Origin of the sequence: Aliiglaciecola litoralis (genome assembly GCF_039523355.1) — a bacterium.
GTDB classification, from domain to species: domain Bacteria; phylum Pseudomonadota; class Gammaproteobacteria; order Enterobacterales; family Alteromonadaceae; genus Aliiglaciecola; species Aliiglaciecola litoralis.
In genome coordinates, this window is the sequence record NZ_BAAAFD010000008.1 from 16,359 (window position 1) to 28,807 (window position 12,449).

Annotated in this window: 12 protein-coding genes; 11 read left to right on the forward strand and 1 reads right to left on the reverse strand. The window is 44.7% G+C overall.

What is annotated here, in order from left to right; genetic code table 11:
* Window positions 1–4: 4 nt before the first annotated feature.
* Window positions 5–1,381, reverse strand: coding sequence for a cysteine--tRNA ligase (gene cysS, locus ABD036_RS13330; RefSeq protein ID WP_343860708.1), 1,377 nt, complete (start codon window positions 1,379–1,381; stop codon window positions 5–7).
* A 177-nt stretch (window positions 1,382–1,558) separates the two neighbouring features.
* Between cysS and ABD036_RS13335 the strand changes: the two genes are divergently transcribed.
* From ABD036_RS13335 to ABD036_RS13380, 11 genes are all read left to right on the forward strand, one after another.
* Window positions 1,559–2,053, forward strand: a complete 495-nt coding sequence (locus ABD036_RS13335; RefSeq protein ID WP_343860709.1) for a peptidylprolyl isomerase — start codon at window positions 1,559–1,561, stop codon at window positions 2,051–2,053.
* Between the two features lie 43 nt (window positions 2,054–2,096).
* Window positions 2,097–2,831, forward strand: coding sequence for a UDP-2,3-diacylglucosamine diphosphatase (gene lpxH / locus ABD036_RS13340; RefSeq protein WP_343860710.1), 735 nt, complete (start codon window positions 2,097–2,099; stop codon window positions 2,829–2,831).
* 129 nt (window positions 2,832–2,960) lie between these two features.
* The gene (locus ABD036_RS13345) at window positions 2,961–4,082 is read left to right on the forward strand and encodes an ABC transporter ATP-binding protein (protein ID WP_343860711.1); all 1,122 of its coding nucleotides are present in this window, start codon (window positions 2,961–2,963) and stop codon (window positions 4,080–4,082) included.
* A complete protein-coding gene (locus ABD036_RS13350; protein WP_343860713.1) occupies window positions 4,082–5,200 on the forward strand; it encodes an ABC transporter ATP-binding protein in 1,119 nt (372 codons plus the stop codon). Before ABD036_RS13345 ends, ABD036_RS13350 begins: the two co-directional genes overlap by 1 nt.
* Window positions 5,193–6,089, forward strand: a complete 897-nt coding sequence (locus tag ABD036_RS13355; RefSeq protein ID WP_343860715.1) for a carbohydrate ABC transporter permease — start codon at window positions 5,193–5,195, stop codon at window positions 6,087–6,089. Before ABD036_RS13350 ends, ABD036_RS13355 begins: the two co-directional genes overlap by 8 nt.
* Window positions 6,086–6,901 (forward strand): carbohydrate ABC transporter permease, encoded by an 816-nt coding sequence (locus ABD036_RS13360; protein ID WP_343860716.1) that lies wholly within the window; start codon window positions 6,086–6,088, stop codon window positions 6,899–6,901. Before ABD036_RS13355 ends, ABD036_RS13360 begins: the two co-directional genes overlap by 4 nt.
* A gap of 51 nt (window positions 6,902–6,952) precedes the next feature.
* Window positions 6,953–7,258: a DUF2160 domain-containing protein gene (locus ABD036_RS13365; protein ID WP_343860718.1), complete on the forward strand. Its 306-nt coding sequence runs from the start codon at window positions 6,953–6,955 to the stop codon at window positions 7,256–7,258.
* Window positions 7,259–7,349: 91 nt separating this feature from the next.
* Entirely contained in the window at window positions 7,350–9,017 is a 1,668-nt protein-coding gene (locus ABD036_RS13370) for an ABC transporter substrate-binding protein (protein ID WP_343861061.1), read from the forward strand.
* Between the two features lie 363 nt (window positions 9,018–9,380).
* Complete coding sequence (locus ABD036_RS13375) at window positions 9,381–9,785, forward strand: hypothetical protein (RefSeq protein WP_343860719.1); 405 nt, start codon at window positions 9,381–9,383, stop codon at window positions 9,783–9,785.
* 111 nt (window positions 9,786–9,896) lie between these two features.
* A complete protein-coding gene (locus ABD036_RS19180; protein WP_425542579.1) occupies window positions 9,897–9,992 on the forward strand; it encodes a PEP-CTERM sorting domain-containing protein in 96 nt (31 codons plus the stop codon).
* Between the two features lie 353 nt (window positions 9,993–10,345).
* Window positions 10,346–12,424 (forward strand): M13 family metallopeptidase, encoded by a 2,079-nt coding sequence (locus ABD036_RS13380; protein WP_343860721.1) that lies wholly within the window; start codon window positions 10,346–10,348, stop codon window positions 12,422–12,424.
* The last annotated feature ends 25 nt before the right edge of the window (window positions 12,425–12,449 follow it).

Here is a 12,449-nt window from a genome sequence, read left to right on the forward strand (position 1 = left end):
AGTATTATCCTTTTCGCCAAGTGGTTCCGTTTGGTCCATCTTCTAACACCACATTTAGCGCACTCAAAGCATCTCTGGCGGCATCCGCAGCAGCCCAATCCTTATTGGCTCTGGCGTCATTACGTGCTTTGATCAAAGCTTCAATCCCAGCAACTTCGTCGTTATTCCCTGCTCCACCTTGCAAATAGTCACTTGGTTGTAATTGCAAAATACCCAGAATAGCGCCCAGCTTTTTCAAAATTCCAGCCAAATCACGGGCCGCTTGACCACTGGCTTTATTAAGCTCCTTAGCCACATCGAACAATACCGAAAAGGCTTCAGGTGTATTGAAATCATCATCCATCGCCATTTCAAATCTGGCTAGATAACCACCTTGTTGCAAATCGACCTCCTCATTAGGTTCGATATCCCGTAGTGACGTATATAAGCGTTCCAGCGCGGCTTTGGCCTGCTTGATATTATCTTCTGAATAGCTTAATTGACTGCGATAATGGGCGGACATTAAGAAATAGCGCAATGTCTCTGGATCATAGTCCTGAAGCACATCTCTGAGCGTAAAAAAGTTGCCCAAAGATTTAGACATTTTTTCTTTATCGACTTGCACCATTCCGGTGTGCACCCAATAATTCACGTAGGGTGTGTCAAAAGCACAGCATGATTGCGCCACTTCGTTTTCATGATGTGGGAAGATAAGATCAGAACCGCCACCGTGAATATCGAAGTGAGTGCCTAAATGTTTGCTATTCATCGCCGAACATTCGATATGCCAACCAGGACGACCATTGCCCCACGGTGACTCCCAATAGGGTTCACCGGGTTTAACCGACTTCCACAATACAAAATCTAGTGGATCGTCTTTGTCATCCGACACATCAACCCGCTCACCGGCGTTTAGCTGATCTAAATCTTGTTTACTGAGCTTGCCATAGTTTGGGTAACTGCTGACATCAAACAGTACATCGCCACTGGCGGCTTGATAAGCATGCTTTTTATCTATTAAGCGTTGGATCACATCGATAATTTCTACCATGTGAGTGGTTACACGTGGCTCAATGTCAGGCTCTAATAAATTTATTGAGGCAAAATCTTCGTGCATTAAAGCGATGGTGCGTTCGGTCAATTGCGCTGCAGTTTCTCCATTATCATTAGCACGCTGAATGATTTTGTCATCCACATCAGTAATGTTGCGCACGTAATTAACTTCGAAACCTTTATGGCGCAAATAGCGTACCATCAAATCGAAGCTTAAATACGTACGGGCATGCCCCATATGGCAAAGGTCATACACCGTAATGCCACACACATACAAGCCCACCTTGCCATCAACTAGAGGCTTAAATTGCTCTTTTCGTCGGGTTAAAGTGTTGTATATGGTTTGCATTGAGGCGTCTTCCGTAATTCAAGTTAAAAAGAACGCAGAGTCTAGCATTGTCAGGGATTGACATAAACTAGTGATAAGCCAAATTTTATCACTACTGAAATTTTTTTTACTTTAGGCTACACTGCTTGGCCTTTGACTATAACAAACGTTCAACGTAACAATCCACAGGATAACTTAATGGTAAAATTACATACGAATTATGGCGTGATCACGCTGGAGATGTTTGCTGATAAAGCCCCTAACACGGTTGAAAACTTTCTAAATTATGTGAAAGAAGGCTTTTATGACAACACCATCTTTCACCGTATTATTGATGGATTCATGATCCAAGGTGGTGGTTTTGAGCCTGGTATGGAGCAAAAATCTCCCAACGAGCCAATTCAAAACGAAGCCAACAATGGCTTAGCAAACAATGTTGGCACCCTTGCCATGGCGCGCACTAACGACCCGCATTCAGCTACAGCGCAGTTTTTTATCAATGTCAGTGACAATAGCTTTTTAAATTACCGCAGCGAAACGATGGACGGTTGGGGTTATTGTGTTTTTGCACAGGTAACCGACGGTATGGACGTGGTCAATAAAATCAAAGAGGTAAAGACTGGCCGTCACGGTCCTCACCAAGATGTACCTTTAGAAGATGTTGTCCTGCAAAAAGCGGAAATCGTAGAATAACGCTAACTGTGACCAGACAAGCTCTGGTCACTGCTAAGGTTTTATGAGCAACTGTACTTACTTTATTGCAGATCTGCACTTAAGTGCCGACAGACCCGACATCACCGGCTGTCTCGAGGCATTTTTGCGTGATATTGTGCCCGGCACCGATGCATTGTATGTGCTGGGAGATTTGTTTGAATACTGGATTGGCGATGATGATCGTAGTCAATTCAACGAACATATTGCCGCTTTATTTAAGCAAGTGTCCGATGCGGGGGTGCCAATATACTTTATTCATGGTAACCGCGATTTTTTAATCCGGCATAAATTCGCTAAACGTGCTGGTATGCAATTATTAGCGCAGCAAGTAGTAGTCGATTTATACGGCACACCTACTCTGATCATGCACGGTGATGAGTTGTGCACTCTAGATGTGGCTTATCAAAAGTTTCGTAAAAAAGCGCGTGGGTGGTGGTGGCCACGCATGGTCTTGGCTCTACCATTATCAACCCGCCGAAAAATCGCCGAGCGCGGCCGTAAAACCAGCCAACAGAATCAACAAAAGCTGACGATGGACATCATGGACGTGACCGCTACTGAAGTGGTTAACATCATGAAAAAACATGGCGTCCAACGTTTGATCCACGGCCATACCCACAGACCAGCAATCCATGATCTAGAAGTAAACAACCAGCCTGCGCAACGCATAGTATTGGGTGATTGGTATGATCAAGGCAGTTATCTCAAAGTGACGCCCACTGATTATCAACTGATCAGCACCGAATTAGCAGGCTAATTCTTTACGCACTCCCTCTTGAGGTTAGCTTGCGTTTATAGATATCTATAAGAAATTATTCACTGTCACTGCCTGCACTTTATGTTATGTTTTTGTTAATAAAAACAAATTGCTTACATGGGCTGCACTTTGTCGCTGGAATTGCATCACATTGACTTAACCGTCAACAACCAACGCTATTTAGACAATATAAATCTTACCTTAGAGTCAGGGGCGTTTAACGTTTTGCTAGGGCGAACCTTGGCGGGCAAAACATCTTTGTTGCGCGTAATCGCCGGTTTGGACAAACCCACGCATGGCAAAATAGTTTTAAACGGCGAAGATATAACGACCTTGGCGGTACAAAAACGTCAGGTGTCTATGGTCTATCAGCAATTCATTAATTATCCACACATGACGGTTTGGGAAAATATTGCCTCGCCGTTAAAACTTGCCAAAGTGTCACCGTCAGAGATAACGCGGCGAGTATCAGAAATTGCCGAATTACTGCATATAGAAGACTTTTTACAACGACTTCCTGTTGCCCTATCAGGTGGTCAACAACAACGCTGTGCCATGGCTAGGGCGCTGGTTAAAGATGCCCAAATTATTTTGTTTGACGAGCCTTTGGTCAATCTAGATTACAAGCTCCGAGAAAGCTTGCGCTTTGAATTAAAAGCGCTATTCAAACAGCGTAACAGCATCGCAATTTATGCCACTACCGAGGCGCATGAAGCGCTGGCGTTGGGCGGCACCACCATCTTGTTGCATCAAGGTAAAGTATTGCAAAGTGGTGGAGCCTTAGCCCAATATTATCAACCCGCTAATCTTAACGCCGCAGATCTCTATCATGAGCCGCCCATGAATCGCGTTACCCTTCAGGTAGAAAATGGCAAATGGGTTGTTCCTTTTCACCACAAAAACTTGGTAAACGTAATTGCTAACGGACTCGCTGATGGGCCATATCAGTGTGCTATTAGACCCGACCAAATTGCGCTGACTAACAAAGACGCCGAGGAGATTGCGCTAGCCGCCAAGGTTGATTTAGCCGAAATAAGTGCCTCAGAAACCTACTTGCATGTCAGCCTAATAACGCCTGGCTACGCCGACATCAAATGGGTAGTTCATCTGCAAGGCATACACAATTTTCACTATGATGCTGATATCACCTTATTTCTTAACTTAAACAGCATCTATGTGTTTGATCAAGACGGCTCGTCAGTCTGTTGGCCTGAGTCTATTCACCTATCTAACACCCAGCAGGCAAGCTAATGGCCAGTATTACCCTACGTCAATTAGCACACAGTTATGACGGAATAAACTACGCGTTGCAGTCTCTAGACCATGTATGGCAGCAAGGGGGAGCTTACGCCCTTCTAGGCCCTTCCGGCTGCGGAAAAAGTACATTATTGAATATTATTTCTGGGTTATTAGAACCGTCAAACGGCGAAGTATTGTTTGATGATGTTTGCGTCAATAAGCTAACTCCACAACAACGTAATATCGCTCAGGTGTTCCAATTCCCAGTCGTCTACGACGCCATGACAGTGCGGGAAAACCTCGCTTTCCCACTTGAAAATATGCGTATGGACAAACCCCAAATAAAACGTAAAGTTGACCAAATTGCCGCCTTACTCGATCTGACCAACAACTTAGATAGAAAAGCCAAAAGCCTTAGCGCCGATGATAAACAAAAAATTTCTATGGGCCGAGGGTTAGTCCGAGATGACGTCTCAGCAATATTGTTCGATGAGCCGCTCACCGTAATTGACCCGCACTTAAAGTGGAAACTGCGGCGCAAACTCAAGGAAATCCACGAAAGACTCAATATCACCATGGTGTACGTCACCCATGATCAGTTAGAAGCCGCCACTTTTGCTGACGAAATAGCCGTGATGTATCAAGGTAAAATTGTTCAATTTGGCACGCCGCAATCTTTGTTTGATAAACCCAACCACACCTTTGTTGGCTATTTTATTGGTAGCCCAGGAATGAACTTCATAGCAGTTAATCTAAAAGGTGAGGCCCTGTCCCAGCAAAATACCCGCTTTTCTTTAAAGGCCAGTTGGCTAGACACCTTAGCCGAGTGTGGTAGCGGGAACATCAAATTGGGAATTCGCCCCGAACATATTCGAATTGTCGAGCAACCTACGGATACAAGTTATAGCGCTGAAGTGGAATTCATTGAACAACTGGGTGATCATCAAATTGTCACTGTGCAGTTTATGCAGCAGCGCTGGCATATTCGTATCGGTGAAAATCAGTTCTGTGACCCTACGCAAGTGCACTTTGAGTTGCCCCAAACCTACCTGCGGTTATACGTTGATGAATATTTAATTGAACCTGAATCACTGGCGGCAGACAAAACACGGCAAGGTGGATATGGTTAAAACGCACAACAACAAAGCATGGCTATTGGTGTTGCCCATGTTCGCACTAGTGGCCTTTTCTGCAATCATCCCGCTGATGACGGTGGTGAACTATTCAGTGCAAGATATTTTTGACCAAAATACCGCCTATTTTGTGGGCGTGGAATGGTACCAAGAAGTTCTTAGAGACACGCGCCTACACGACTCACTACTGCGCCAATTTATATTTTCTTTTAGTGTGTTGGCCATCGAAATGCCACTCGGTATATGCATTGCGTTGCTAATGCCAAAAACAGCGAATTGGAAGACCTCTTTGGTGCTGATCCTATTAGCGCTACCGTTACTAATCCCTTGGAATGTAGTGGGCACTATTTGGCAAGTGTTTGCCCGAGGTGATATTGGTTTGTTTGGTTGGACAGTGAATGCTCTTGGCATCGAGTATAATTACACCGCTAACAGTCTTGATGCTTGGCTAACCGTGTTATTGATGGATGTCTGGCATTGGACTCCGCTGGTTGCACTATTGTGTTACTCGGGACTTAGAGCCATCCCCCATGCCTATTATCAGGCAGCTCAGATTGATCGTGCCTCACGATGGGCGGTGTTTCGCTATATTCAATTGCCACGACTAAAGTCAGTATTGGTGATTGCCGTGTTATTGCGTTTCATGGACAGCTTTATGATCTATACCGAACCTTTTGTATTAACCGGTGGCGGACCAGGTAACGCCACCACATTTTTGAGTCAATCCCTTACCCAAATGGCAGTGGGACAATTTGACTTAGGGCCAGCCGCGGCGTTTTCGCTAATTTACTTCATGATTGTGTTACTAGTTTCTTGGATATTCTTTACCAGCTTGACCTATGAAAACGAAAGCCACGAGCACTCACCGCAGGACCATAGCCGATGAAAGCGCATAAAACGCCGCTGAAAAATACGCTAGGGTTGATGTTTTATCTCGGTTTTATTTTGTTGCCTATCTATTGGTTGGTGATCATGTCGTTTAAAACGAACCAAGAGATCCTCGGTCAGCTGACCTTTTGGCCGCAAACTTTTACCTTTGACAATTATCACACTATATTCACCGATCCCTCATGGTATATGGGCTACATCAACTCGATGATTTATGTGCTAATGAACACCCTTATCACCTTGACCGTGGCCTTACCTGCCGCTTATGCCTTTAGTCGCTATAAATTTATTGGCGATAAGCATCTGTTCTTTTGGTTACTCAGTAATCGTATGGCTCCGCCGGCGGTGTTTTTACTGCCGTTTTTCCAGTTGTACTCGTCTGTGGGATTGTTTGACACCCACCTCGCCGTCGCCCTCGCCCACTGCTTGTTTAGCATTCCGCTGGCGGTGTGGATATTAGAAGGCTTTATGTCGGGCGTGCCTAAAGAAATCGACGAAACCGCCTTCATTGATGGTTATAGTTTTGGTCACTTCTTCGTGAAAATTTTTACGCCGATGATCCGCTCTGGTATTGGTGTCACAGCATTTTTCAGTTTCATGTTTTCTTGGGTTGAACTTCTGTTGGCGCGCACACTTACCTCAGTCGAAGCCAAACCCATATCAGCAATCATGACCCGCACAGTCGGTGCTGCTGGCATTGACTGGGGGCTATTAGCCGCAGCTGGTGTGTTAACCATTATTCCGGGCATTTTAGTCATCTGGTTTGTGCGCAATCATCTGGCCAAAGGCTTTGCCTTGGGAAGAGTGTGAAAATGTTGTTTCGTATCCCCATTTCCTGCAACGATTTAATCGGGAGCCATTATGCAAGGTGACATGAACACCACAGTGTCGCTATTCGGCTGGATGGCATGGACTCAGCCCACTGCGCTATTTTTTATTGGGATCGGGACCATATTGCTGGTGATGACAATTTGGGAAATGAAGCGTCCTTGTGCACAACGTAAAGGCTTTTTGCCCATAGCGACTACCCGTGGCGACCGATTGTTTATCAGTTTGCTAGCTAGCGGATTTATTCATTTAGCGGTAGTGGGAGCTACTGATTGGAGCATCTGGGTTGCACTGGCGATCTCAGTTGTTTTATTACTGATGACTTTGCGCTGGGGATGACTTTGGCGCATCACATATTTCAATTAAGGATGACATCATGAAGATAATGCGAATGATAAAACCGATTGTGCTGGGCGGCTGTCTACTCTCAATGAGTGCGCACCTCGCTTATGCCGACGAGCAAGCGGCCAAGCGCTGGATTGAGACCGAATTTACTGACTCGACCCTTTCTCCCGAGCAGCAATTGCAGGAAATGCAGTGGTTTATAGAAGCTGCTAAGTCATTTGAGGGAGTTAAAATATCCGTCGCTTCAGAAACCATTGCCACGCACGAGTATGAGTCTAATGTATTGGCCAAAGCCTTTACCGAGATCACCGGTATTGAAGTAACCCATGATCTGATCCAAGAAGGCGATGTAGTTGAAAAACTGCAAACCCAAATGCAATCCGGCCGCAGCATTTACGATGCTTACATCAACGATTCAGACTTAATTGGCACTCATTTTCGTTATGGCAAAGTGGTGTCGATCACCGACATGATGGCGGGAGATGGCAAAGCCTTCACATTACCAACCTTGGATTTGGACGACTTTATCGGCCTGAGTTTTACCACCGGACCTGATGGAAAAGTCTACCAGTTACCCGATCAGCAGTTCGCTAACTTGTATTGGTTTAGAGCCGATTGGTTTGCCCGTGAGGATCTAAAAGCGCAATTTAAGCAGCGCTACGGTTATGAGTTAGGTGTGCCGGTGAACTGGTCCGCCTATGAAGACATTGCCGAGTTTTTCAGTAAGCATGTGAAAACTATCGATGGTGAAACCGTTTACGGACACATGGACTATGGCAAAAAAGATCCGTCACTGGGCTGGCGCTTTACCGATGCTTGGTTTTCAATGGCAGGCGCTGGCGACAAAGGTATTCCTAACGGACTGCCGGTTGATGAATGGGGCATTCGGGTAGAAGGATGTCGTCCAGTGGGCTCTAGTGTTGAACGCGGCGGGGCCACCAATGGACCGGCGGCGGTCTATGCCACGCAAAAATACGTAGACTGGTTGCGCGACTATGCGCCACCGGAAGCACAAGGCATGACGTTCTCTGAAGCCGGTCCAGTGCCAGCCCAAGGTAACATTGCGCAGCAAATTTTTTGGTATACCGCCTTTACCGCCAGCATGAATTCGCCGGGCCTTCCCGTGGTCAACGCCGACGGCACCCCAAAATGGAGAATGGCCCCCTCGCCCAAAGGCCCCTACTGGCAAGAAGGCATGAAACTGGGTTATCAAGACACTGGCGCTTGGACATTTTTTAATTCCACTGAGCAGAAACAACGATTAGCGGCGTGGCTATATGCTCAATTTACCGTATCGAAAACCGTGTCATTGAAAAAGACCTTGGTGGGTTTAACGCCTATCCGTGAGTCCGATATCAACTCACAGCAAATGACCGATGCGGCACCTAAGCTCGGCGGACTGGTCGAATTTTACCGCAGCCCAGCCCGTAAACAATGGACCCCGACGGGCACCAATGTACCGGATTATCCAAAACTGGCGCAATTATGGTGGAAGTTTATTGCTGAAGTGACCAGTGGTGAAAGTACGCCTCAGCAAGCGCTGGATGGCTTAGCCAAAGCACAGGACCGTGTTATGCAGCGTTTAGAGCGTGCCAAGGTTCAAGGTGAGTGTGGGCCAAAATTAAATAAACCACAATCTGCCGAGTATTGGTTAAATCAACCCGGTGCACCCAAGGCAAAATTGGCCAACGAAAAGCCCCAAGGCCAGACCGTAGCATATGAGGAGTTACTGAAAAGCTGGCAGTCGGAGTAGTCGCCTCTCAAAGATAATTCTGCTTTTTACTGTCTAAAAACATTAGTGGACAAATGACCTTGTTCACTAATGTCTATTTATTTGAACCCATTGAATCATAAACATCACTTAACCAACCTATGATGAGCATCAGAAGCAATTTTACATATACTCTCCAAGCCCTATTATCATGTCAAACGTAACAATATCAAAATCTCAACCGGTTAATTTTCATACAGAAAGGTGTCTGGAATATTAACATTTACGTCATACACTATCACAGCGCGCCAATTATCCATTTGATTTTAAATGATAATTTTAGTTGGCACTTAACTTACTTAACTGGTTGTAGTTTACGTTTAGTTAATTTATTGGAATCCCACAATGTACAAGTTTATGAAGCAAGGTACCCTTATGCTAGCGACTCTGATCCTAGCTACTAGTTATGTCAACGCCGCCGCAATATATAACTTCGATATTACCTATGATGGCACCTCTGCAAGCATCGACGCAGGATCAGATCCTATTGCGGGAACTACATTAGTAGCTGGTGACTCTTATGTATTGGATATTCATGCCGCTGGTAATGATTATTGGAATGTCACTAACACCTTTAATACAGGCATATATGCCTCTTTTTTAATATTTGACTCAGGTAATAGAGTTTCAGACGTAACTACGAATTTTTTCCTAGACAACGTGTTAGTTGATCAGGATATTGATATGAGTTTAAACCAAGGGAGTGTTCATATTGGCGCACAAGGTCACATCTTTACAGCAGGATTATAATTTGATCGTGTTGAGGTTAACCTAGATTTCATTTCCTCAACAGCAACCGATAATACCATTCAAAATGCGTCAAACATTATAGAATTCAGCACTTTTTTCACAGACCAAAGAATTAGTTATGTTGAAGGTGTTGATGTTCCAGAGCCAACTTCACTGGCCATTTTAAGCTTCGGTTTACGTGGCTTACGACTACGCCGTAAAAGTTAATTTAGCATTCGGTAAAACTTTTAAGCAGTGGCTAATAGCCGCTGCTTTTTCAGTTAAGATGCCATTCTAGAAAACACCAGCACCGTTCAAAGGATGTAAACGATTGCCAGAGCTCAGTCATATTCTGACGATTTAATGCAATACAACTGCACATGTCCAATTTTCCTAAGTATTTACACCTAAATTCTCCGCCTTTTATCGCAATAACCTGTTCATTCATCGCTAGCTTGGTTACTGTGTACTCGCAAAAATAAAGTGATATCTCAAATATCCGTAAATTAAACGAATAAATGGACTTTTTTAAAGTTGAATACGTTTGTAGTAAGCAACAGTAAACAATAATTAGAGAATTTATGAAAACAACATTACTTGCCGCAAGTATTGCTTCGGTATTTTTATTAGGTGCGTGCAGCCAGTCTTCAGAACAAACACAAAATGCGTCCAAAAAAGTAGCGCCAGTAGCGACACAGGCTAAGGCAGAGCTAGGTAGCTTTGGTGTCGAACTTGACGCTAGAGACGAATCCGTGCGTCCGGGTGATGATTTTTTCAATTACGCTGGCGGAACATGGTATAAAAATTTCGAAATGCCCAGTGATAAAACCCGATACGGTGCTTTTGATAAACTTGCCGAGCGCAGTGAAACTCAGATAAAAGCCATCATCGATGAGATAAGCACTGCAACTGATTTGAATGAAGAACAGCAAAAAATTGCCGATTTCTACGCCGCGTTTATGGATGTAGAAGCAATTAATGCAAAAGGGATCACCCCAATTAATCCGGTGCTTGAAAAGATTAATAAAATTGACTCTAAGCAAGCGTTAACCAAAGCGTTTGGTCGCGCTTGGTTAGATGGCTCAGTTAGCCCTATCGCTGGCGGCATGTGGTTTAACCGTTTAGATCCCGATCAGTACCAAATGTCGATTGCGGTGTCAGGATTAGGTATGCCTGATCGCTCATATTACTTAGAAGACTCCGAACGTTTTAGTAAAATTCGTGAAGACTACCTTAATCATATAGAGCAAATGTTAGGTTTTGCGAACGTCGAAAATGCCGCAGACAAAGCGCAACAAATTTTGGCTTTGGAAACAAAAATAGCCCAAGCGCAGTGGCCACGAGAAAAGCGTCGAGATCGTGATCTTACCTTGAATCAAATTGAACGTGAGAACTTGGCTGCGGCCTATCCTGGTTTTAACTGGGACACTTATTTTGCAGAAACAGGCTATCAGATCCCCCATTTAAACGTATCTCAACCTGAGCCAATTAAAGATGTGATTGACGTAATCAATACTGAATCCCTTGATGTGTGGAAAGACTATATGACTTACCACACTATTTCTAATCATGCTGGATTGTTGTCTGATGACATCTTCAACGCAAACTTTGATTTCTACGGCAAAACCTTACGCGGTCAACAAGAGCCGAGACCAAGGTGGAAACGTGCTATCTCTGAAATGTCAGGAACTCAGTCGTTAGGCTTTGCCATTGGTAAAACCTACGTAGAAAAACACTTCCCTGCCAGCTCCAAAGAACAAATGGCTGACTTGGTTAAAAACCTACGCAAAGCCCTAGGACAGCGTATTGAAAGTCTTGACTGGATGGGTGCAGAAACCAAAGTTAACGCACAACAAAAACTCGCGTCTTTTAACCCTAAAATTGGTTACCCTGATGTATGGCAAAGCTTTGATGGGCTGGAAATTAAAGACAATGACCTAGTTGGTAATGTAGTACGCATGCGCCAATTTTTCCGTGAAGACAGCGTATCAAAAGAGCTACAAAAAACCGATCGCGAGCGTTGGGGTATGGCGCCGCAACGCGTCAACGCCTATTACAACAGTTCGTTCAACGAAATTGTATTCCCCGCCGCGATTTTACAACCACCGTTTTTTGATCCAAATGCCGACCCCGCAGTCAATTACGGCGGTATTGGTGCAGTCATTGGTCATGAAATGGGTCACGGATTCGATGATCAAGGTTCTAAGTCAGATGCCAATGGAATTCAAAAAAATTGGTGGACTGACGAAGATAGAGCCGCATTTGAAGCCAAAGCGGATGCGTTAGCTGCACAATACAGCGCCTATGAGCCCATCGAAGGTAACTTCGTCAATGGCCGTAACAGTTTAGGTGAGAACATCGGTGATGTGGGTGGTTTGGCGATGGCCTATCATGCCTACAAACTGAGTTTAAATGGTAAGGAAGCTCCCATCATCGACGGCACTACTGGCGATCAGCGCTTCTTCCTAGCTTGGGCTCAGGTGTGGCGTGAAAAGCGCACAGAACAAAGCATGTTGTCTCAGCTTAAAGCCGGTACCCACGCACCTGGTCGCTTCCGCGCTCTGGCTCCGCGTAATCATGACGCTTGGTATGATGCGTTTGATGTTAAAGAAGGTGATGAACTATATTTAGCACCAGAAGAGCGCGTTAGAATTTGGTAATTGACTGAGTCTAATCTATGAATAA

Coding starts and splice junctions, on each gene's coding strand:
- cysS (WP_343860708.1), bottom strand. CDS start 1,381: ATGCAAACCATATACAACACTTTAACCCGACGAAAAGAGCAATTTAAG.
- ABD036_RS13335 (WP_343860709.1), top strand. CDS start 1,559: ATGGTAAAATTACATACGAATTATGGCGTGATCACGCTGGAGATGTTT.
- lpxH (WP_343860710.1), top strand. CDS start 2,097: ATGAGCAACTGTACTTACTTTATTGCAGATCTGCACTTAAGTGCCGAC.
- ABD036_RS13380 (WP_343860721.1), top strand. CDS start 10,346: ATGAAAACAACATTACTTGCCGCAAGTATTGCTTCGGTATTTTTATTA.
- ABD036_RS13355 (WP_343860715.1), top strand. CDS start 5,193: ATGGTTAAAACGCACAACAACAAAGCATGGCTATTGGTGTTGCCCATG.
- ABD036_RS13365 (WP_343860718.1), top strand. CDS start 6,953: ATGCAAGGTGACATGAACACCACAGTGTCGCTATTCGGCTGGATGGCA.
- ABD036_RS13350 (WP_343860713.1), top strand. CDS start 4,082: ATGGCCAGTATTACCCTACGTCAATTAGCACACAGTTATGACGGAATA.
- ABD036_RS13360 (WP_343860716.1), top strand. CDS start 6,086: ATGAAAGCGCATAAAACGCCGCTGAAAAATACGCTAGGGTTGATGTTT.
- ABD036_RS13370 (WP_343861061.1), top strand. CDS start 7,350: ATGAGTGCGCACCTCGCTTATGCCGACGAGCAAGCGGCCAAGCGCTGG.
- ABD036_RS13375 (WP_343860719.1), top strand. CDS start 9,381: ATGTACAAGTTTATGAAGCAAGGTACCCTTATGCTAGCGACTCTGATC.